This is a genomic window from Nostoc sp. (genome assembly GCF_036917435.1).
In the GTDB taxonomy this organism is placed as follows: Bacteria; Cyanobacteriota; Cyanobacteriia; order Cyanobacteriales; family Nostocaceae; genus Nostoc.
In genome coordinates, this window is the sequence record NZ_JBALDM010000003.1 from 1 (window position 1) to 23,846 (window position 23,846).

At 43.6% G+C, this 23,846-nt stretch carries 12 protein-coding genes and 1 pseudogene; 4 read left to right on the plus strand and 9 right to left on the minus strand.

Features of this window, described 5'->3' with window-relative positions:
• The 3 genes from V7K98_RS01900 to V7K98_RS01910 all read left to right on the plus strand — a co-directional run.
• On the plus strand, positions 1 to 705 hold a 705-nt coding region (locus V7K98_RS01900), incomplete at its 5' end, for a DUF928 domain-containing protein (protein ID WP_335019064.1).
• A 101-nt stretch (positions 706 to 806) separates the two neighbouring features.
• Positions 807 to 3,596: a CHASE2 domain-containing protein gene (locus V7K98_RS01905; RefSeq protein WP_335019066.1), complete on the plus strand. Its 2,790-nt coding sequence runs from the start codon at positions 807 to 809 to the stop codon at positions 3,594 to 3,596.
• Positions 3,596 to 4,897 carry a hybrid sensor histidine kinase/response regulator gene (locus V7K98_RS01910; protein WP_442940383.1) on the plus strand — a complete coding sequence of 434 codons (1,302 nt, stop codon included), beginning with the start codon at positions 3,596 to 3,598 and terminating at the stop codon, positions 4,895 to 4,897. The genes V7K98_RS01905 and V7K98_RS01910 overlap by 1 nt, the downstream gene beginning before the upstream one ends.
• On the opposite strand, the gene V7K98_RS01915 is transcribed toward V7K98_RS01910, so the two are convergent.
• From V7K98_RS01915 to V7K98_RS01940, 6 genes and pseudogenes are all read right to left on the minus strand, one after another.
• Positions 4,850 to 10,468 carry a trifunctional serine/threonine-protein kinase/ATP-binding protein/sensor histidine kinase gene (locus V7K98_RS01915; RefSeq protein WP_335019068.1) on the minus strand — a complete coding sequence of 1,873 codons (5,619 nt, stop codon included), beginning with the start codon at positions 10,466 to 10,468 and terminating at the stop codon, positions 4,850 to 4,852. The genes V7K98_RS01910 and V7K98_RS01915 overlap by 48 nt on opposite strands.
• A gap of 289 nt (positions 10,469 to 10,757) precedes the next feature.
• Entirely contained in the window at positions 10,758 to 11,501 is a 744-nt protein-coding gene (locus V7K98_RS01920; RefSeq protein WP_335019070.1) for a hypothetical protein, read from the minus strand.
• A 563-nt stretch (positions 11,502 to 12,064) separates the two neighbouring features.
• The gene (locus V7K98_RS01925) at positions 12,065 to 14,527 is read right to left on the minus strand and encodes an S-layer family protein (protein WP_335019072.1); all 2,463 of its coding nucleotides are present in this window, start codon (positions 14,525 to 14,527) and stop codon (positions 12,065 to 12,067) included.
• Between the two features lie 66 nt (positions 14,528 to 14,593).
• Positions 14,594 to 15,017, minus strand: a pseudogene (locus V7K98_RS01930) (filamentous hemagglutinin); the annotation flags it as partial.
• Positions 15,018 to 15,347: 330 nt separating this feature from the next.
• On the minus strand, positions 15,348 to 15,482 hold the full coding sequence (locus tag V7K98_RS01935) for a hypothetical protein (protein ID WP_335019074.1): 135 nt from the start codon (positions 15,480 to 15,482) through the stop codon (positions 15,348 to 15,350).
• A 55-nt stretch (positions 15,483 to 15,537) separates the two neighbouring features.
• Complete coding sequence (locus V7K98_RS01940) at positions 15,538 to 18,432, minus strand: metallophosphoesterase (protein ID WP_335019076.1); 2,895 nt, start codon at positions 18,430 to 18,432, stop codon at positions 15,538 to 15,540.
• A gap of 103 nt (positions 18,433 to 18,535) precedes the next feature.
• Between V7K98_RS01940 and V7K98_RS01945 the strand changes: the two genes are divergently transcribed.
• Complete coding sequence (locus tag V7K98_RS01945; RefSeq protein ID WP_335019078.1) at positions 18,536 to 19,021, plus strand: hypothetical protein; 486 nt, start codon at positions 18,536 to 18,538, stop codon at positions 19,019 to 19,021.
• 68 nt (positions 19,022 to 19,089) lie between these two features.
• Here the strand turns inward: V7K98_RS01945 and V7K98_RS01950 are convergent, their stop codons facing one another.
• The 3 genes from V7K98_RS01950 to V7K98_RS01960 form a co-directional block, all read right to left on the minus strand.
• Positions 19,090 to 21,573, minus strand: coding sequence for an S-layer family protein (locus V7K98_RS01950; RefSeq protein WP_335019080.1), 2,484 nt, complete (start codon positions 21,571 to 21,573; stop codon positions 19,090 to 19,092).
• Between the two features lie 577 nt (positions 21,574 to 22,150).
• Complete coding sequence (locus tag V7K98_RS01955; protein ID WP_335019082.1) at positions 22,151 to 22,768, minus strand: Uma2 family endonuclease; 618 nt, start codon at positions 22,766 to 22,768, stop codon at positions 22,151 to 22,153.
• Between the two features lie 50 nt (positions 22,769 to 22,818).
• Positions 22,819 to 23,691 (minus strand): hypothetical protein, encoded by an 873-nt coding sequence (locus V7K98_RS01960; RefSeq protein ID WP_442940384.1) that lies wholly within the window; start codon positions 23,689 to 23,691, stop codon positions 22,819 to 22,821.
• Positions 23,692 to 23,846: the final 155 nt, after the last annotated feature.

Here is a 23,846-nt window from a genome sequence, read left to right on the forward strand (position 1 = left end):
TTTACACCTAGTGCAGGCAAAAGCGCTCCTAGCCAAGCAACTGGAGGAGCTTCTAGAGGCGACCTTTTTACACCTAGTGCAGGCAAAAGCGCTCCCAGACAAGCAACTGGAGGAGCTTCTCGCGTTGGTAGTTACGACTTAAATCCTTCAACTGTAGGTGCAGTAGGCCCAGCAGCCATAATCGCACTCCTACCCCAAAACTTCTATGGCACAACAGTGTCTGAACGTCCCACAATTCTGGTATATCTCCCAGCTTCTAATGCAGAAGAAGCTGTGTTTAGCCTCAAGGATGAAGCTGGTAATACACAGTATCAAATGACCATTCCTGTTGCTCTCCAAGCTGGGGTAATGGCTGTCAAATTACCAGCTGATGCACCCGCTTTAGCTATTGGGAAAAACTACCATTGGTTCCTAGCTGTCAAACTTAATGGCCAGCTAAGTCCAAATACACCTTATATCGATGGTTGGGTTCAACGCATCCAGCCTAATGCTGAACTGGCAACAATAATGCAGCAAAAAGATGCTCTGAAGCAGGCGGAGGCTTTTGGTAAACATGGCGTTTGGTATGACTGTGTAGAAAAACTTGCAGCCTTACACAGCGCTCAACCTACCAACATGACTCTTACCAAACAATGGGAAGAACTCCTTTCTTCAGTTAGCTTGAAGGAAATTGTTACATCTCCGTTATTAGTATCTGCGAACTAATAGCAATTTGGGCATGGGGCATTGGGCATTGGGCATTGATTATTTTCCCTCTACTCCCCAATCCCCAGCCCTTAATCTCCAGTCCCCAATCCCCAGTCCCTATGTGGCGAAGATTTCAGAGTTTTATCCAACGGACTCGTAGCGTTTTGATTATTACTCCCACTGTTGCTTTGACTGTCATTGTCGGGCAATCGTTGGGATTTTTCAATTTACTTGAATGGAAAATTCGTGATGAATGGGTTCGTCAGCGATCGCTGGATACGATCGCTGATGAAATTGTGATTGTTACAATTGATGAGCGCGATATCCAATCGGTACAGAAATGGCCAATTCCAGATTGGGCGTTAGCAAAATTACTAGAAAAGATTCGGGCGCAGCAGCCCAGAGCCATTGGCTTGGATCTCTATCGAGATTTACCAGAGGGAAGCGGACATGAAGAACTTGTAAAAATTTTCCGCAGCACTCCCAATTTAATTGGCGTTGAGAAAATCACCGGAGAGCGTGTCAATCCGTCACCAGATTTGAAGAAACTCAATCAAGTCGGATTAGCAGATTTAGTCTTGGATGGCGATCGCTTTGTCCGTCGCGCCCTCCTAACGGCAACTGATGCCAAAGAGCAATATACGCTCAAAGCTGGGCTGGCAACTGTTGTCGCACTCAAGTATTTAGAAGCCGACAAGATTAGTTTAAAAAATATTGACCCTAAGCAACAAAAGTTTCAGTTGGGTAAGGCAATTTACGTACCACTAAACAATCAAGAACCAGGCTACTTTGATGCTGATTTAGGCGGCTATCAAATTTTTCTCAATTGGCATGGAACAGAAACGGCATTTCGGACAGTTGCCATGCGCGATGTCTTAGCAGGGAAAATTCCAGCCAATCTAATGCGCGATCGCATGGTGTTTATCGGATCAATCGCCTCTAGTACCAATGACTTCTTCAACACACCCTTCAGTATCTCCTGGATGTCTGTCGAAAAACAGATGCCTGGGGTTGTTGTCCATGCCAATATTGCCCATCAACTAGTGCAAGGGGCAAAAACAGGGAATACAAACCTGTACGGCATTTCTGGCGGGGCTGCGTCACTCTGGATTATTTTATGGTCTGCGATCGGTTCTAGTGGTAGTTGGTTCTTATCCAGTCGCAGGCTGCGGATTCCTGGTAGCAAAATTCTCTGGGCAACTATAGCCATCAGTGGCGTGTTTGTGGGAAGTGGCTATGAGATGTTTTTACATGGCACTCTAATTCCAGTCACACCCGCTTTAGCCGCATTCATCAGCACTGTGATAGCAACAACAAATGCTTATAAACAGAGGCAGTTAGAAGAAACGAATCAGCAACTAGAAATTGCCAACGCTCAACTATTAAATTATTCCAAAACTCTGGAGTTCAAAGTTGAAGAGCGAACTCATGAACTGCTTGAGGCAAAGCTTGCTGCTGATGCTGCTAACGAAGCAAAGAGCGAGTTTCTGGCAAATATGAGCCATGAACTACGTACACCACTTAATGGCATCCTTGGTTTTGCTCAGGTGCTAGAAGTATCGCCAAACATGACAGAGAAAAATCTCGAAGGTGTCAGCATTATTCACCAATGTGGAACACACCTCCTGATGCTAATCAATGACATTCTCGACCTTTCAAAAATTGAAGCTCGGAAATTAGAATTAGTTACCACGAATGTACATCTGACCAGTTTTTTACATGGTGTCACCGAGATTTGCAGTATCCGAGCCAAACAAAAAGGGATTGCATTTAATATCTTAATCAGCGATCGCCTACCAGTTGCCATTGAAGTGGATGAAAAGCGACTAAGGCAAGTTTTGATCAACTTACTCGGTAATGCAATCAAATTTACAGATAACGGTAGCGTCACTTTCAAGGTAGATGTCATTAGTCAAGAGTCTCAACAAATGACACACCAGAAAATTCGCTTCCAGATTGAAGATACAGGTATTGGGATGTCACCAAACCAACTAGAGAAAATCTTTTTGGCTTTTGAGCAAGTAGGTGAAGCAGGGCGGAAATCTGAAGGTACTGGCTTGGGATTAGCAATCAGTCAAAGAATTGCGGCATTGATGGGCAGCCAAATTCAAGTACAGAGTCATTTGGGTGAAGGTAGTATTTTTTCGCTAGATTTGATCATATCAGTACCAGTTTCCCATGACTGGGAGACAGAAACAATGCCAACGACGGATGTAGCAGCAACCCCAACCCATCAGAAAATCACCGGGATTCAAGGTACTGCACCTCAAATTCTCATTGTTGATGATGATGCTAACCACTGTTTTATGTTGACTAGTTTGCTCCAAGAAATTGGCTGTCGAACCCAAGAAGCACGCGACGGCAAACAGGCGCTACAGATAGTAACTGAACATCACCCGGATGTGATTCTCCTTGATTTAGCTATGCCTAATATGGATGGCTTTGAATTCATGGTTCACTTACAAGAAAATCCACAAACTTGTTCTATTCCAATTATCGTCTCTAGTGCCAGCGTCTTTGAGGAAAATCGGCAACGGAGTTTCCAGGCAGGGGCTACAGCATTCTTACCGAAACCTCTGCAAATTGATGAATTATTTAATGCACTGGGATTACTGCTAAAAGTGGAGTGGATTTATGCTCAATCTACACATCAAAAGTCATCTTACCAGCCTGAAGAGAAAGCTGATGCTAAATTGGTTCTGCCATCACAGGATGTTTTGCAACAACTTTATCATCTGGCAATGATGGGAGATATTCAGGCAATTGAGGGAATTATAAAAGAGTTAATTAAGCAAGACAGTCAGCTAACTCCTTTCGCAAATGAGTTGAGCCAATTTACTGCCAACTTCCAAACCGGAAAAATTCGTAAGTTCCTTAAATCTTTTGTAATAACTGAGTCACGTCAATAATGATCGAACCTCTTTTGAAGCCAATGTATATTCTTTTGGTAGATGACAATCCCAACAATCTGAAAGTGCTATCAGAAGCGATTCAGGGTTGTGGCTGGAAAACACTCATGGCAACCGATGGAGAATCTGCCATCGAACAAACAGAATACGCTATTCCCGATCTCATTCTCCTGGATGTCATGATGCCGGGTATTGATGGATTTGAAACTTGCCGCAGGTTGAAAGCTAATTCCATCACTCAAAATATTCCGATCATTTTTATGACTGCCTTGGCCGATGCCACCGATAAAGTGAAAGGACTGGAAATTGGTGCAGTTGACTATATTACCAAACCCTTCCAGCAGGAAGAAGTCATTGCTCGATTAAAGTTACATCTAAAAATCTCCCATCTGACTCGTACCCTTGAACAAAGAGTACAAGAACGTACTATAGAATTAACTCAATCTCTACAAGAATTACAAAATACTCAACTACAACTAATTCAGAGTGAGAAAATGTCTACCCTTGGACAACTGATTGCAGGGATAGGTCATGAGATTAATAACCCAATTGGTTTTATTAGTGGAAATTGCTCTCATATTGAGGAATATATCAAGGATCTCCTGCGTTTGGTAAATCTCCAACAAGAAAAGCTACCACATTCAGATCCAGAAATTGAAGAACTTATTAAAGAGATTGATTTAGAGTATTTGATTGAAGATTTACCAAACATTTTGGGATCGATGCACCAGGGAATTGGTCGTCTTAGGGACATCAGCCTTTCTCTCAGAACCTTTGCTCGATCTGATATCTCATCTATGGTAGAGTTTCAGATCCACGAAGGAATTGATAGTACCTTAATGATCTTAAAACATCGATTGCAAGACCAAGGAAATCGCCCGAAAATCGGGGTTGTCAAAGAATATGGTAATTTGCCTCCAATTACTTGCTATCCTGGACAACTGAACCAAGTATTTATGAATATTATCGCTAATGCTATTGATGCATTTGATGACCTCTATCAAAACGGCTCAGTTCAGAATATTACTGCTGCTACACCTCACACCATCACGATCGCTACATCAGTAGAACATCAGCAAAAAACTGTTTCAATTTGCATCGAAGATAACGCTTTTGGTATGCCTCCTGAAGTGCAAGCTAGAATTTTTGAACCATCTTTTACAACTAAGGCTGTAGGTAAGGGAACTGGGCTAGGATTAGCCATCAGTTACCAAATTATTTCTGATAAACACAATGGACAAATCCACTGTTCGTCAACTTTTGGACAGGGGACAAAGTTTATGATTATTTTGGCAATTTAAGGGGATAGAAAGAGAAAACTCCGCTCCTTTTCCCGGTTCGGATATTACACTTAATTGTCCTCCATGTTTTTCGACAATAGAGTGAGTAATCGATAATCCTAAGCCTGTTCCTGTGCCAATCGGTTTTGTTGTAAAAAAGGGATCAAATAGGCGCTGTTTTACTTCTTCAGACATTCCAACTCCATTATCTGAAATTGTAATATTTATTGTATCAGCATCAGTCATTTTGGTACGAATTTGAATCGTGGGGATTTTCGTTAGTATATGTTCAGTAGTGAATGATGAATCCAATGCATCAATAGCATTGCTGAGAATATTCAGAAATACTTGATTAATCTGACTGGCGTAGCAATTAACTTCTGGTAACTGTGCATATTCCTTAATCACATCAATTGTGGAACGGTGTGTTTTCTCTTCTAGACGGTGCTGTAAAATTAATAAGGTGCTGTCGATGCCTTCATGAAGATTGACAGTTTTCATTTCAGCCTCATCCAGGCGCGAGAAATTGCGGAGAGAAAGGACAATTTGGCGGATGCGATCTGCCCCCAGCTTCATTGATTGCAGCAATTTTTGCAAGTCTGACTTAAGGAAGTTTAAATCTATTGCCTCTAGTTCTTCTTGAATCTCAACAAATGGTTGAGGATAGTAATGTTGATACTGCTCAACTAAATGCAGCAAATTTTGGCAATATTCATTGGTATAGCTGAGGTTGCCATAGATAAAGTTAATTGGGTTGTTAATTTCGTGGGCAACACCTGCTACCATTTGTCCCAATGAAGACATTTTTTCAGTTTGAATCAGTTGGCTTTGTGTGTGTTGCAGTTGTTCTAAAGTTTCTAAGAGATGCTGATTTTTATCATTTAACTCCAGAGTTCTCTGCTCCACTTTTTGCTCCAAAGTATGGTTGTAGTCCTCTAGTTGAGCTTTTGCTACGGCTAGATTGTTATACAACATGGCATTTTGCAGCGAGATGGCAGCTTGTGCTGTAAGCAACCGCAAAACCTCAAGACGTTTCTGGGTAAAGGCTCCAGTTGTCAAACTATTTTCTAGGTAGAGGATGCCAATAAGCTGGCCGCGATTGTGAATAGGCGTACATAGCAAGCTTTTGGGTTGCCATATAATCATGTAGGGATCGTTAGCAAAGGTGGTTTCTTTACGGGCATCATCTAGTACTAAGGTTTCGGAGGTACGTGAGACATAGTTCACAACCGTTTTGGGAATATCGTGACTGTCGCAAAGAGGAAGGGAGTGGAGGTTTTCGTAGGTAGGCGTAGCCTGTGCTAGAAATTGTTCCTCTTCAACCATTGCTTGGCTGGTTTTTTTAGCCGCAACTACCCAATTATCCTCTTGAAGCAGCAGAAGGACTGATTTTTCAGCCCCAGCATTTTCGATTACAACCTGCATCAGGGTTGTCAACAGTTTTTCTAACTCAATTTCTCCAGCCAGTGCATGAGAGGCTTTCATCACTGTTGCTAAATCTAATGCTTCAGTCCCCGTGGAATTACTGTGATTCAATCCGATTGTAGTGGTGAGGGTTGAAGAACCAGTTTCATCCTGTTGAAAAACCTTCAGCAATAATTGAGAATATTGGCGTTCTAACTGGTTAACTTTGGCAATCGCTCCCCAACTGAAGTAAGCATAATAGGCATTTTCTAAGTAAATTTGAGCGATACCAATTCTTGGAGAGGCTACGCCAACGGTGGGGTTTACCAACGCTTCTTTGTTCCATTCTAAATAAAATCGGGCAGCTAGTTCATTGCCAAGGGCTTCTTCCTGAATATATCTATTGACTTTTGCCCCTGCGATCGCGCGATCGTAATGATCCACTGCCTCTGTCATCAGTCCCAAAACTCGGCATTCTTCGGCTTTCACTAGTTCAAATTTGTGCAAATAATTCATGGGTGCGTGGTGCGCCCATGTCTGCATTTTTTCCTGGTTTTCTCTCACCTGTTCTAGTAATATTTCTCGGCGAGAGGCTGTAGCTGTAGAATATTCTGCTAAAGCCGTCAGGGAATCATAAAAACAAAACATCGGCACACTGGCATAGCCAGTACCTGCAACTAAATATTCTCTCGCTTGAACGGCTGTTTCCACTGCTTGAGAGAGGTTTTCAAACAAATAACAGAGAATCAATTTGTGCAGGAAGAAATAGTGAAGTCCTGTCAATTCATTGGCTTGAACCAGTTGAGTCACAAATTCTGCTTCGTTCAATGCCTCCCCTGTTAAAATACAGGGATTCTCAGCAAGCCCTTGCAAATTCAAAACTGTTTGCCAAAAGATACGGCAGTAGTTGAGAGTCGTGACTTGCTGAAAGTTTTCCAAAATATGACTGTAAGCCCGGATGTCTTGTTCTAAGGAGTTTAACTCTCGACCCAGGAAATAGGAATACTGGCAGATGTCTTTGGTATTGAAGCCTACGTAGTATACATTACCGGTTTCTAGAGCAATCTTGTAACCTTCTTGCATTAACTGCAAAGATTTTTGCAGAGGAGACTTCAAATAGGTGATGAAAGCACCCACAACATAAAACACTGTGGGTTTGATGTCGCTAATATTAAATTTGTCAGTTAGTGCCAAGGCAAGATTACCGAATTGATCGGCTGTTTCAATATCCTGAAGAATTCCGCTTAACAGAATCCCATAGCAGGCATAACAAAAGGCAGAAAATGGAGCATTGCCGTACTCAATAGATACTTGGACTTGAGACAAGATCAGTAGTGGAAATAGATTTGGATTGGCAATGTAAACGGCTGGAGCAACTTTTGCCACAATTCGGGTAACTGCTAGCTTATTTGCGGCTACCATTACAGGTAAGTCAAGCAATCCTGCAATATCACGACCATTAATTAAGGCAGCAGTTTCTTGAAGGGCTTGCTGAATATCTTGCGGAGTGGGTGTTTCTGGGAAAACCACGCCGAACTGACTCATTCCCTGACGGGCGATCGCGATCGCTCCCAGGACATCATTTTTAGCTGTATATGCCTGGATTTTGGTTTCGTAAATGCCGACTTCATCCAGTGGAGTTTTGGCTTGCTGGATCACTGTTTGAGCCAATTGTTCCATCTGTTCATAGTCGTTACCAAGATAAGCAGCATCGGCGGCTGATTCGTGCAGTGTCAGAGTCAATTCATACTGACTTTGCCAACAGTCACATCTCAGTAAACGAATCCCGGTAGTTAAATACTCAATTGCTACTTGGTAAGCTGTGGAAGACTTGGCTTTCTTTCCGGCCAACAGGTTGAGTTGTGCTAGTTGCTGGCGATCGCTTTGGGATGCGATCAGTTCTATACCAATATTCAAATGGTTGACAAGTTCAAAAATCAGCGATTCTTGCTCAGTTTCCGGGGTATTGCTCAACAGCAGTTGACCAATCTTGAGGTGAGTTGCTGGTTTCTGATGCGCCGGAATTAGTGAATAAGCAGCTTGTTGAATGCGATCGTGGAGAAATTTGTAGGTAACAGCTATTGATATGTTGTCATTTGTCAAATCATCTATGACAACAGACTCATCCTGAAAGAGTGTATACCCTTCCCCACTAGGTAAGATTAATCCATCCTTGAGGGCTGGCCACAAATCTGCTGCGGTTTGGGCTAGAGATTTTTCATAAACAACCGATAGGGTTTCTAAATCAAACTGATTGCCGACACAAGCAGCCAGTTTGATCGCATTCTGAGTCTGTGGTAGTAATTTTTGGAGTTGCAGCACCACAAACCCGACAATATCTTCTGTAAAAGAAAGTGTCCTAATTTTAGCAATATTGCACTGCCAATCACCTGTTCGGCTGGCAAAGGTAATCAGCCCATCTTCATGGAGCGATTTGAGAAACTGGTTAGTGAAAAATGGATTACCTTTGGTCTTTTGATACACCAGATTGGCGATCGCATCTGCTTGTTCTGTTGAATATTTTAGGGTATCTGCAATTAGTTGATTCAGGTCGGTTTGGGTAAGGGCAGAAAGGATAATACTACTAACTGTAATCCCTTCTTGACGCATTTCCTCAATGGTCAACATCAGAGGATGTGCAGAAAAAACCTCATTATCCCGATATGCTCCAATCACTAGCAAATAAGACTTGCTGGCTTCACTCATCAACAGATGCATCAGTTTTAAAGAAGCCGAGTCTGCCCACTGTAAATCATCGAGGAAAATAACCAAGGGATGTTCTTGAGTTGTAAATACTTGAATGAATTTCTGAAACAGCAAATTAAAGCGGCTTTGAACAGCAGTACCCGATAATTCTGGGAGGGGGGGCTGTTTGCCAATGATTCGTTCCAGTTCTGGAATCACCTCAATAATCACTTCACCACTTTCACCCAAGGTAGATAAAATTTGAGTCTTCCACTGGTCAATTTGAGCATCACTCTCTGTCAGTAGTTGGCTCATTAAGTCTCGAAATGCTTGCACCAAAGCAAAAAAGGGAATATTCCGATTAAATTGATCGAATTTGCCCTTGATAAAGTATCCGCGCTGACGGGTGATTGGTTTGTGAACTTCGTTGACAATTGCTGTTTTGCCAATGCCAGAGGAACCTGCCACAAGCATCATTTCAGCAGTTCCTTGACGTACTCGTTCAAATGTTGCTAGGAGCGTTGCCACTTCTACTTCCCGTCCATAGAGTTTTTCGGGAATCGTAAAGCGATCGCAAACGTCCCTGTACCCTAGCTGAAAGGGGATAATATTTCCACTTTCCTGCAATTGCTCCAAACAAATTTGCAGATCGTGCTTTAGCCCTAACCCACTCTGATAGCGATCTTCAGCATTCTTTGCCATCAGTTTCATGACAATATCACAGAGAATTTGGGGAATCTCTTCTTTATTCCTTAAAGGTGGTGGTTGTTTCGCTAGATGACAATGCACCAATTCCATCAAATCATCCGATTGAAATGGCAATTGCCCTGTTAACAGTTCATAGAAAGTGACTCCGAGTGAATAGAAGTCAGTGCGGTAATCAATTCCCCGGTTCATGCGCCCAGTTTGTTCGGGGGAGAGATAGGGGAGAGTTCCTTCTAAAATAGTTGGGCTGGTTGAAACTTGGTTAACTCTTGGTAGCAGTGAAGCAATGCTAAAGTCAATGAGTTTGACCTGCTTTGTGGTAGGGTTTATGAGGATATTGGCAGGTTTAATATCCTTGTGGATGATTTGGTGATGGTAGAGATCAGCCAGAATATCGGCAAGTGCGATCGCAATCTGTAAAAACTCAGTCAAAAAATCAGGATGCAGATGTGAGGAATTTTCCTGATTTCCTGTCTCGCTGAATCCTTTGCTTCTAAAAGTGGTGTATTCCTTCAAAGGAATTCCGCCAAAGTCTTCTAATATCAGGGCCGGTCGATTTTGACAACTCTCCAGGCTATATATCTGAACAACCCCAGGAACATTTAAGATTTTTGCAATTGAGTACTGATTCCTGAATTGAGCCAACTCAATCAGACTGGGATAAGAATTTTTAAGAAGCTTGATCGCAACAGGAGTTTGATCGGCCTCTCGCCAACCTCGGTAAACCAGGGTGCGAGCGCTAGTGTAAATTCTTTCACCAATCCCATAGCCGGGAACATCGACTCGATTCTCTACCATAAAACTTGCTACTGGATAACCTGAGTTCAGTTTTCCCTAATTAACTCGAAGTATCACAATTGATTATGTAAATTTTATTCAGGTAAAAAATTGAGAAGCCCGGTTGATTTTGCTCAACCGGGTATAGTCGCTCTATTGAGGTTGTGCTTTACCAATAAGTAAGTGGGTAAAATTAAATATAAAACCTTACCCTGCCTCCGGCTTCCCTCTCCTTAGTAAGGAGAGGGATTGAGGGTGAGGTTTGATCTTGTATATTTAATTACGCCTACCTACTTACCCTTCCTTGGGTTTAGATAGATGTTAGCGATCGCTCTGGTTGGTACACTTTAACAAAAGGTTCTTGGTAAGAATGGGTCTTAACATAAACTAAAAACTCATTGATCAAGTCTGTAAAATACACAAACGCCACATCAATCAACTCAAGTGCTTTTTGACGAACCTCTTCCGACACCTCAATCTCTCTCATTATTTGGAAAGAAGCGGGAGTATGAAGAGTGTGGGTATTTTCTATGTGGTTATGACGCATACCAAAGTAACGGAACTCTGCTTGAGTCATTTCTTGCAGTTGTAGAGCCGCAGACATGGTTGAACGGAAAAAGACATTCGCTGTCACCTCAGATACCTCAATAGCAACCAATCTGATAATGGGATCTGCTCCACGAGTATACCGCTCAAACAGAGGAAACATGGAACGCGAAACCTTGGTATCATCGCTCCAAATGAATCGCACCGCATCACTGAACCGCATCTGATAGTCAATCCCCATCTTCTCCATGTCTTCGAGTAACCATTGCCAATGGAAATGTTCTTCATGCGTGTGCAGATTTACCATCTCTTGAATGTAATTAGTCGTTGGCTCATCTCTGAGAACTCGTTTGCACAACTCGCTAAACTCCAGTGCGAGTGGAGTAATCACAGGGGCAAATGCCAGTCTCTGCCGTGGATCAATGGACTCGTCTTCCATATATTTAAAGAACGGTAATTGGGCATATTCCTGGTTCTTTTGGTTAATTAATTCCAGAATTGATTTCATTTCCATGCTCCTAATGTATAGATAACGGACTTGTAACCGACTTGATTATGTATTCAGCCATAGCACTGCTCAGGCAACACCTGAGAGAGTACTTATTGAGAAAATCTGAAATTTGTGAGGTTAAAATACTGTCACAGCGATCGCTAGCAGAATAAACAACGCACCTCATAAACTGTGACAAAAAAGGCTCGGAAAACTCCTTGCAAATTTGTGCGAATAGGCAATTAAAACGAAAAATAACCTATTTTACGATGATGCCATAAGGTATACATCAGAGTACTTTCATTTGCATCATCTATTTTCAGATCGTAACTTGGAATATTCCTTGTTATGAACCGTACTATCACGAGTAAAAATAAATAGTTATGATAAATATTATTGTTAAATATAATATTGCGAACTCAGTATAATACAGCAGTTTTCCTTTGTATGAAGTATGAAGCTAGGGGTTTGGAGGTAAGAGGCAAAAGATAGAAACAATATTTTTTGAGTTTTTACTACATCATTTAGTTGTACGCCAACTGCTTATGGACTTTATGACGGTAAACCATAAAAAGACTGAATTAATTTCTAGGAACAGCAGCACAAGTTAATGATGGTTGGATATGGGTATTTGGTCGAGTCGCAATTAATTCAATTTTGCCCTCAGCATTACGATGCCAACTAGTGGCTTGAACAAAAACCTCTGGATATTGGGGTATTTGGGCTGTGATTTCGCTAGTTTTACGGTATGCCGCCAAATTGCGGATATCAGACCAAGTGCGTAGGTGTAGCGCGTCATAGACATCGCTCCCAACCTGCTGATTAGGATTTTGCGGTATACCACCCCGTCCTGTGGCCACAAAACTACTACCTTGATTTGCAGAACAACCACTGGCAATTTGCTGCGAGGAGTCAGTTACATTCTCAGGTAATGGTACTAAACCAGAATTAGGATCGACATCGGGGCTAGTAATTTGCACATTTCCGTTAACTCCAAATTGAGAACTGGCGGTAATATCGTTTTCGTCAGTCCGTTGGGGACGATATTTAAATCCAAACATTCCCTGAGTTGTAATGTAAATATTGCCACCTCTTCCTTGAACAGCATTGGCAACAATATCACTGTTTTCTAAGCCCAGAATAATCGGTGAATTGATGAGAATATTACCACCATTACCATTGCCGCCTGCGGTGGCAGCAATGTTGCTGCCATGACGCAGGATCAAGCCCTCTTGCAGTTGCAGATTGATATTGCCCCCGTTGCCGGATCGGGTAGATGCCGCAATGCTGCCCCCACCTCCGAGTTGCAGCCGTTCAGCATTCACGGTTAAACTGCCAGCATTACCCAATCCTTGATTATCAATCCAGACGATTCCGGCATTGCGAACGGTCAGCACAGGCGTATTCAGGGTGATTCTTCCTGCATTGGCAACGGAATTTGGATCGAGGAAAGCAAGAACGGAAGCACCAATCAACGTCCGCCTCGTCCCGTTGACTTCGATCGACTCTGAGGCATTCACCGTCAGCGATCCAGAATTTCCAGAGCGGACGCTAGAAACCGACACAACCCCACCTGACTCAACTGATAGCGTCCGCGTGTTCAAAGTTAGATTGCCTGCATTCCCCGTACCCGACGCTGTTGTTGACAGGGAAGTGGGAACCGAACTTCGCGTCCCACCGTTGATCTGAATAGAATTGGCACTCACGCTAACATCTCCGCCAACACCGGAACTGGTGGGGCTAGCTGACACTCTACTCCCGGAAAAGATCGACAGGTTCTGAGTGGTGATGTCAACATTGCCGCCCTTGCCGCTACTATTAGATGATGCCAGCAGCAAACTGCCGGAGCTAAATTGATTAGAGTCATTGGCGGCAAAGCCGTTGACCAGCATCTGACTAGCATTCACCAAAATGTTGCCGCCCGGAGATGAACTATAGGTGCGACTCAGCACAAACCCGCCCCCATCGATTAGAAATTGCGGTGCGGCGATCGCAATATTCCCACCAGCACCATCGGCAACGGTTTCATTCACCAAAGCGCTGGCAGCCTTGAAATCTGGAGACTTGCCAATAATTTGCAACGACTCTGTGGCATTGACGGTAATATCCCCTGCCGCCTGATTGCTGCGATTTTGCATCAACACCAGAGAACCGTCGCGTAGACTGATTTGTTTTCCTTGCAATTGGATAGAGCCACCACTGCTGTTAGTTAAGTTTTGGGTCGAAGCTAGCGATCGCTGCGTCATCTGAATATCGCCAAAACCAGAAGCATCGCCATAGCTGAGGACAAATCCTTGAGGGTTGGAATTGAGGGCGACAACGCCACTGGTGACGCTGCCTAACTCGATCCGTCCTCCCGATGCTGAGAGTAAGCCGCCAGTCAGGGCAATATTTCCACCCACTAATGCCAGCGTGTTTTCGGGTTGCACTTGCAAGCCTTTGGTGCCAAGGTTCAGCCCAGATACCTGAAGCAAGTCACTAAATTGCCCGGTGTGCCCGGCACCTTGCACTTCAATTGCTCCAGGATTACTACCCATCTGCAAACCAATTGGTACACTAATCGTCAACAACGGTGAGGCACCGGGATTATTCGTACTAAATTCCGCCCCATCAGCAAACTTAATACTATTCGCTGTTGTTCCCACAAAAGACCCGCCAATATTCAACGAAGCATTTTGACCAAAGACAATCCCATGAGGATTAATCAAAAACAAACTTACCGGGTTATTGCTATTGAGAGTTTGAATTAACCCATCAATATTGGAAACATTGCCACCCGTCACCCGACTAAATATAGTTGTAATATTGGGCGTATTCCCTAAATTAAAGGTTGCCGAACCGCCAGTGGGTACAGAAAAATTAGTGAAACTGTGAAATAAATTATTACCTTTTTCAATCCCATTAAGAATATTAAAGTTATTACCACTTTGATTGACAATGGTGTTTGTAGTGCCATCAGATGTTACCTGAGCCAAAGCCCTTCGCATCATCCCTGGAGTCAATAACCCACTTATTAATATCAATAGAAAGGGTAGAACTCTCATCAGCAAAAACTTCCTTTACTTGATTTCAAGTTATAGTTCCCGTTCAGGGCATGATTGATAACATGATTAAATTTTAGGAACGGCAGCACAGTTTAATGGTTGTTGCACCTGAGTAGAAGATGCAACTAATTCAATTTTTCCCTGTGTATTACGATGCCAAGATGTAGCTTGAACAAGAACCTCTGGAGATTTAGGTATTTGGGCTTGTACTTCTCTGGTTTTGCGGTATGCAGAGAGATCCGCGGATATCTGACCAAGTGCTTAGGCGTAGCCCGTCCTAGACATCGCTCCTCACTTCCTGAGTTGGATTTTGCGGCACACCACCCCGTCCCGTCGCCACAAATCGACTGCCTTGGTTTGCAGAACAACCACTAGCTATTTGCTGCGATGGATCGTTTACATTTGCTGGTAATTCTACTAAGCCAGAATTGGGATCGACACCAATGTTATTAACTTGAACCGTACCGTTTACCCCAAACTGCGAACTGGCATTAAAAAGTAAAAAGTAAAAAGATAATCCCCATAAATAAATTCAGGGGAAATGATTAAGGACTTATTATTTCTTGCGCTATGCGTCTCGAAATAAATGTTTTTATTTCGTTCCATAAATAAATTTAGCGAAAAGAACTGTCAAGCGGGTCTCCCGCCGTAGGAAACTTTTCAAGACAGGGGCTTCAAACCACTGCTCTTTTTCTTTATGAGTGCCTTTTTACTTTTTACTTTTGCCTTGTTTGGTGAATATCAATAGAAAGGGTACTACTTTCATCACCAAAACTTTCTTTACCAGATTTAAAGTTAGTATTCCCGATTGATCGCATCATTAACTTTTAGGAGCCGCAGGGTAGGTTAACGACTGTTGTACCTGAGTAGAAGATTTATCGACAATTAACTCAACTTTGCCTAACTCGTTGCGATGCCAACCCGATATTATAGCCGGATGCTTTATGAGGCGCACATCCGGTTCTGAGAGGGCAGGATTATAGTTTCCCGCAACTTAATATTTGTCCTCTCTACACCTTCCTGCGTTGTTCATGCCGCTCAACAGCGTTATCAATCAAATAGGTCAGCCCTTTAAAGGTCATTCCACTAGGAGAGGGAAGGCTTGGAAAATCATCTTTTTCACCGCAGAGTTCATAGGCAGCTTGGATGGCGGTGGGAAAGGTTCGGAGGGCAGTTTGCCAATCCATGTCAGGAACATTTTCAACGCTGCTTCTGTTTAAAAAATCCCCAAAGTATCTTTGGTCTTGTCTGTTGTTGCGATCTGCAATCAGGAAACCTAAGTTAGCGATTGCACCTAAACCCTCAACAAAAATACGATTATTAAAGTCATCATAAAGCTTTAGAAAGCTCGTCCCAAGTAGAGTAAACCCTATTTTAGCATTTTGATTGTCAGGTCTTTTCATAGAAACTTGATCCGCAAGAGTTAATGCTGATATCCAAACTGCTAAAGGGTAGTTCTTTTCATGACTTTCTGCATTTCCCCATTCGGCAAAGAAACTACGATGCCCACGGGCTTGGCTGGAATTTTTTCTAAAAAGTTCAATAGCTTGGCTTATATCTTCTGCATCTCGATAGAGTTTTGCCAAGTTTACCAGTCGGTAAGGATCATCAGGGTCTTTTTCACATATTCCTTTAGCGATTTTAATTGCTAAACTAAATCTTTGAGATTTCTTGAAATGCCCTGGGAGGGAAAAATCCCATTCTTGAAGTTCAGGAATATGTTCTCCTTCAACTCTCGCAGCAATTGCTGCCTTAGCTAGATCCACATACAATTCATCCACATCCTCTCCAAACTGCTCAGAAAGAATCTCCACAACTGCTTGAGCGATAGTTTTGTGGCGTGTCAAAATAAAATTGCCCGCCTGGATTGCTGCCGCCTCTTTACCAAGAGGAAACAATACTTTTGATTTTAGTTCTTGTTTCTCACACCTCAGAACCTTTGCTAAAACTGGTTTGGAGAGGAACATCAACCCTTCCGCGTGCATCGCAGCAATATAGGCAAACGCTTGCTGCAAGTTGCTACCCCCTGGAATTTCCCGTGTGGCAAATCGATTCAATAGAACCAAGAGATGGTCTTTGAGTTTATCCCCCAGCCGCATTTTCAGCATCGCGCCAAAAAACGCTCCTTCTCCTGTTGTAGACTCCTGTTCCGCAGAATCCATCAATAATTGCACCGCCATTGCCTCCGGTCTGCCGGATAGTTGCCCTAACCCCTTGTCTCCATACTTCTGCCACGCTTGCACCACCACCGTTGCATCCCGACGACTCAGCCCTGAAATGCATTTCTGCTGAAAATTAGCAATCGCAGACCAATCTCGTGGTGGTTTAGCTTCCTTCCCACTAGCAATCCAATCTGTATCTCGGCAGGTCAACAAAAACTGCACATCGTCCCTCTGCTCTTTACGCAAAGCCCTCACCGTTTCAAACGCTCCACCAGCAATCCCATCTGCATCATCGCTGGCAATCAACCATTTTCGCCCATCCTTCGGCAACGCCAAAATCTCTGTGCCCAACAGGTTAGCATCTACGTCATGCCGCCACAATACTTGCCAGGACGGATCGAACTCTACCAAGGTAACTAGTGTCTGAAATACCGCCGTCGATTTGCCTTCTCCCCCCGCCCCCAGCAGCAAAACAACCGTGGGTTTGTCTTGCCCTTGTCCACTTTTGAGCGCATCACACAGTTCCCTGACAATCTCTCGCTGGGGAATAATCTGAGACAGGACAATCCGCAAACTAGGAGTGCTGCCATCAAAATATTGCAACGCTTCCTGCTCTGATAATTCATTTTTCTCCAGCGCAGCCCGACGACTAGCTAGGGTCTCATGATTCTCAAGGTTCCAGCCTGTTGGCGGCATCACTTTCGGGAAGGTCGATTGGTTAGAAACTGTTGGTGATTTCGTAGCAAGTTGCTTAGTTCCAGGTAAAGAGAAAACCCACCAATCCGCATTTTTTAGTTGTCGCTGTGGATGAAACGCTTCACTACTCAACACCCATCCTTGATGGTCAGCAGACCAGTGACGCGGTTGCAACCGAATCTGCTGCTGCTCCAGATCCAATTCTCCCCACAGCAGCCCATTTTTCCAAACTTCATCATCCCGTGCCTGAAATGCTGCCCCCGCCTGAATGTTCAAAAAAGGTTTGCCTCCGCTGCTTTCGTCCCCTTTTGCCCTGGCTTTATGAAGATGACCATGCAAGTACAAGACACCATGTATGCCAAAGATTTGTCGAATTCGTTCTGCGTCCTTCTCCAGAAACCAATCCAGTGGATGATGCCCCAACACGATCCGAGCATCGCAATCTTGCAACTGTTCTAGTGCTTCCTTCACTAAATCTACCCCAGGTGTCAAATTTCCCTTGTCTTTATCGTCCTTGGATAACCAAGCCGTGTTGATGCCAACGATGCCAAGCTTCATATTCCGAATTTCTAGCACTTGAGAAAAGGTACCCGCAGGAGAATCGAGCCAGTTTTTGGGAGCACGGCTGTCGTCATTTTCTAGGTAAGCTCTCACCCCAGGCAGTAGGAAATTTTGACGCTTTGTCAGACCAGATTTTGTTGCATCAAAAACTTTACGGTCAGCTTGACAAATCTCATCCCGTGCCAGAAACTCGATCTTGTCCCTGTCTACGTCATGATTCCCCGGAACAGCTAGGATAGATCCCTGCCAAGCCTTCCCAAAAATTTCGTAGAGTTTTATCAGAAAATCATAAGCAAAAGTCTCATATTCTTCTGCTTGACCGCGATTAGCAATATCCCCTGTAATAAAAACTATATCTGGCACCCAATCCTGCTTTTGCTTCTCTTCAATATGCTTGAGGATTTCTCTAAACATATTGTTCTGGGCGTAACCATCCTTGCCTACATGAAAGTCTGAGAGATGTAAGTAGCGAATTGGCAATACCATAGCTATTAAAGTGCTTCAACAATAAACGTTTGCATTTTCTACTCACTAGTGCGAAATGCAAATTTATACTTTATTCTATCCTCATTCATACTTTTTGTATCAAATGTCTAACATACAACCTTCTAACTTCACTCCACCTTCCGAGTTTGAGCTAGATACGCTCAGACAAGAATATTTTTTCTTACAAACTATAATCGAAGACTACAATAAGCAAATTTGGGTGATTAAAGCTCTTGGAATTACAGGTACTGGTGCTGTGATCGCTCTTGCCTTACAGCAGAAGCAAGGTCTGATTGTTCTGCTAGGTTCAGCGATTCCTGTCTTCTTCTGGGTTTTAGAAAGTCAATGGAAGCATTTTCAGCGAGGATTTTATCCTCGTGTAATTGAGATTGAGGAAATTCTACTAAAAGATTGCAAGCTAAGAAGTCCTGCTATTTTTGGAGAGTGGTGTCGCTCGTTTAAACGAAATACAGTCTCCAAGCGTAAAGGATATGTTTGGGATGGGCTACTTAATCCTAGCGTTTTCATTAGTTATATTTTAGAGATTGTTTTCCTTTTACTAATCTGGCGGTTTGTAACCTTCACCTAAATTAGGTGTTGAGTCGATGCTATGACATAACCTATTCCTCCTGCCTTCTACTTCAATATCGGGACTGATTAGTTTGACATCGCAGCACAGGTTAAAGATGGTTGTAAGTTGGCTGGTTGATCTGCAACTAACTCAATTTTTCCTTGGGCATTACGATGCCAAGAAGTTGCTTGCAAGAGAACCTTTGGTGATGTAGGCGTTTGCGCTTGTAAAGCTTGTGCTTTGCCGTACGCAGAGATGTCGCGGGTGTCAGACCAAGTGCGTAGGTGTAGCCCGTCGTAGACATCGCTCCTGACTTCCTGTGTGGGATTTTGCGGTATTCCACCCCGTCCCGTGGCTATAAAACTACTACCTTGACTACCCACACAACCTGTAGCAATTTGCTGCGATGGATCAACTAAATTACCAGGGAGTTGCATCAACCCGGAATTAGGATCGACATCAGGGCTATTAATTTGGACATTACCGTTAACTCCAAATTGAGAACTGGCGGTAATATCATTTTCAGAAGTAAGTTGAGTCCGATATTTTAGACCAAAGATCCCCTGAGTGGTAATTTGAATATTGCCACCCTTGCCTGCAAAAGCATTGGCAATAATATCGCTATTTTCTAATCCCAGAATAATCGGTGAATTAATAGCGAGATTACCACCGTTACCAGTACCATTAGCGGTTGCCGTAATTGTACTGTTGTGCCGTAAAATCAAGCTATTAGCTTGCAAATTAATATTGCCACCTTCCCCCGATTGAGTAGAGGCGGTAATACCTCCTTGGCGATCCAGTCGAATGGCATCGGCATTAACGAGCAAGTCCCCGCCATTCCCCACCCCAGCATTACTAACACTAACCAACGCGCCGTCAGTGACGCTTAATTGAGGCGTGTTAATGGTGACGTTGCCCGATGCCCCACTCGGCACAGGAGGTAAGTTGAACTGTTGTTGTAAAGCGGGATCGAGAATCGTGGCAGCAGACTCAATGGTACTAGGGCTGAGAGTACCAGGCCCCTTCCCCTGCACCTCAACGGATTCGGTGGCATTCACGATCGCACTGCCCGCGTTGCCTCTGCCCACAGTGGATGAACCGATTCTGGCTCCCGCTTGGATTATCAAATGTCGAGTATTGAGGGTGAGATTACCAGCGTTACCAGTGCCAATGGTTGCGGAAGAAATGTTACTGGGCTGAAGAGAAGTCGGTTGCACACCAATTACAGAGAGCCTTCCATCCACGTTGATTGTCACATTCCCAGCATTGCCTGTAGCTAAAGTTACAGAGTTAATCGTCCCACCCTCCAAAAGCGTCAAAGACCTAGTTGAGAGGGCGATCGCCCCTGCCGCTCCCGATCCATAGGTCTGGATGAAAATGCTGCTGGACGTAAGAGTCTGTGGAGAAAACCCATTAACTTCCGTAGAGTCTATAGCTTTAATAGTAATCATGCCACTGCTACCCGCACTATATGTATCAGAACGAATTACCCCCCCTTGCTGTAGGCTCAACCGTGGAGACTCAACCACAATCGCACCACCCTCAGATGCTCCTAACTGAATCGTCCGTAACCCAGTTGAAAGGCTGCCATCGGGAGTAGTGCCCAGAATTTGGAATGAGTCTGTTGCGCGGACTTGAATTCCCCCACCGGGTTGTAAGCCGAAGCTTTCAATCAACAGAATGGAGCCATCCTTTAGGCTGATATTTGCCCCTTGCACTTGAATACGTCCGCCGCCAATGCCGCTAGCATCTAGCATTGACTGTTGGGAAAGTTGAATATCTAGAAAGCTGGATACCCCACTATAGTCGAGATCCCAGCCTTGAGAGCTAGGAGTTAGACCGACCCGGCCAGCCCCGACACTAGCGATCGCCACCTGTCCTTGTTCTGCCGTGAGCGTCCCACCTGTTAAGCTAATGTTGCCGCCAATCAAAGCCAGAGTTTGACCCGGTTCGACTTCTAACCCTGTGGGGGTAGCACTTCTGATCGGGGGGCTGTTGTAATTGGGTGTTATGAGTTGGTATCCGTTGCCTTGCACAGTAATAGGGGCGGGATTGCTACCCATTTGCAACCCCACAGGTACACTCATCGTCAACAAGGGTCTACTGGAAGTATCTACAGCGCTAAACTCTGTGCCATCGGCAAACTTAATACTACTTGCCGTTGTCCCGATAAATGAGCCGCCAATATTCAACGAGGCATTTTTACCAAAGACAATCCCCGCCGGATTCATTAAAAACAAACTCACAGGATTATTACTGTTGAGAGTTTGAATTAATCCTTGAATATCAGAAATATTTCCACCTGTAACCCGACTAAATATAGTTGTAATATTTGGCATATTCCCTAAATCAAAGGTTGCCGAACCGCCAGTAGGCACAGAAAAATTAGTGAAGCTATGAAATAAATTATTACCTTTTTCTATACCGTTAAGAATATTAAAATTATTAGCGTTTTGGTTGACAATAGTGTTGGTAGTACCATCTGATGTTACCTGGGCTAAAGCCGATCGCATCATCTCTGGAGTTAACAACCCACTTATTAATATAAATAGAAAGGCTATGACTCTCATGACAAAACATTTCCTTATGGCTGACTTAAAATTAGAGTTCCCTAAATGGCATGATTAATCACATCATTAACTTTTAGTCACAGCAGCACACGTTAATGCTTGTTGCAGATGGGCAGGAGATGAAGCCGCAATTAGTTGCACTTTGCCTTGCGTGTTGCGATACCAATCTGTAGCTTGAATCAGAACTTCTGGTGATTGAAGAGTTTGAGCAGTTGTATTGCCTGTTGTCCTACATGCAGAGATATCGGGGATAAGCTAATCAGCATTTAAGTTGCATAAAAGCAGGGCTGAAGCTAGGCTGTTGACTTTGTGCATTTTTCGGGAATTTTTGGGAAAATTATTCGTGTTATTAACTGGTTCCCAGCCTGGAGGCTGGGAACCAGTTCCGAGAGGCTCCGCCTCCTCTTTCTTGATGAGAGGCAGAGCCTCTCGGAATACATTCCCAGCCTCCAGGCTGGGAACGAGGCTACATAAGTCTTTGGGCTTTTCTTAGTGCCATTCGGTACAGAGTCAACACCCTAGACCAAGGGCGTAGGCGTAGCCCGTCGTAGACATGGCGCAGCTTAACAAAGTGGCTCTACAAAACACCATTAAAAATCTGATTAGCAGTCAGTTTCAAATCTGGAAAAGTATGAGATATAATACATTCCAAATTTCTAAATTGAGCGACTTGATATTCTCCATCAACTAGATTATAAATAGAAATAGTTGGCTGTTTAGGATTACCAATAAATTTTCTTGCTCCCAAAGCTGCATAATCAACAATCCAGTATTCGGAAATCTTCATTGCTTCATAATTGCCTAACTTGGTGTAATAATCATCTTCCCAGTTTTTACTCACAACCTCGATAATTAAAGGAATGGATTTACTTTGAGTCACGGTAGATTCTTTTTCCCACAATTCCTCGTTCTGCAAATTAGCATCGTTGATTAAAACCACATCTGGAGAGTAACCAGATGATTTTCTGGGTGGTTTGACTAAGGCTGTTTTGGGGATAAAATATGGCAATTGCAAATGCTTATATTCAACGGTAATTTCTCCTGCTAAAAATCCCGTAACTTTTTCATTTTTTCCACTTGGCTGAGACATTTCAACAATTATCCCATCGTGTAATTCGTAACGCTGACTAGTGTTTTCCGGTAGCCATAGGATAAATTCTTTAAAGGTAAGTAGTTTGGGTAAAACTTCAGTCATATCAAAACCTCCGCTTGTTTTGAATTTAACATTTTCATCGGTGAAACTGATTAGTTTGACACCGCAGCACAAGTTAACGATGGTTGTTGCATCTGAGCAGAAGATTTATCTGCAACTAATTCAATTTTGCCCTGGGCATTACGTCGCCAACCTGTAGCTTGGACAAGGACCTCTGGAAATTCGGGTATTTGTGCCGTAACTGTGTCAGTATTGCGGTATGCAGAGATATCACGGATGTCAGACCAAGTACGTAGGCGTAGCCCGTCGTAGACATCGCTCCCAACTTGCTGATTGGGATTTTGCGGCACACCACCTCGTCCCGTGGCCACAAATCGACTACCTTGATTTACAGAACAACCACTGACTATTTGCTGGGATGGATTGGTGACATTCGCTGGTAGTTCAACTAAGCCAGAATTTGGATCGACACCAATGGTATTAACTTGCACAGTACCATTAATGCCAAATTGGGAACTGGCCGTGATGTCATTCCGTGGCGTGAGTTGAGGGCGAAACTCAAGTCCAAAGATGCCCTGAGTGCTAATTTGAATGTTGCCGCCTTGACCTCGAAACGCATTCGCCACAATGTCGCTGTTTTCAACTCCGGCAATGATGGGGGTAGCGATCGTCAGGTTCCCGCCACTTCCACTGCCTCCAGCAGTGGCATTAATTGAAGACTCTTGACGCAGCAAGAGTAAATTGCTAGCGTTCACAACGATATTGCCGCCTTCGCCTGATGTCGTGGTTGCAGTCAAAGAACTGCCGTGATTCAGGAAAACCCGATTGGCATTCACCTGTAGCGTGCCGCCCAACCCTACCCCGTCAGCTTTCACGCCGATTATGGCTCCATTGTCCACGTTAAGAGAGGCGGTGTCGATCGAGATAGTCCCGGCATTACCTGACGGAACGGCTGGTAGCCCCAATTGTTTAACCAGGGCAGGGTCAAAGCTGAGGGCGGATGAATTGATGCCGCTGGGATTGAACCTAGGCTGTTGACTTTGTGGGTTTTTAGTTAATTTTTATCATACAATAATCATGTCGTCTTTGAACGAGGTAAAAGTTAATGGAATTTAAAAGT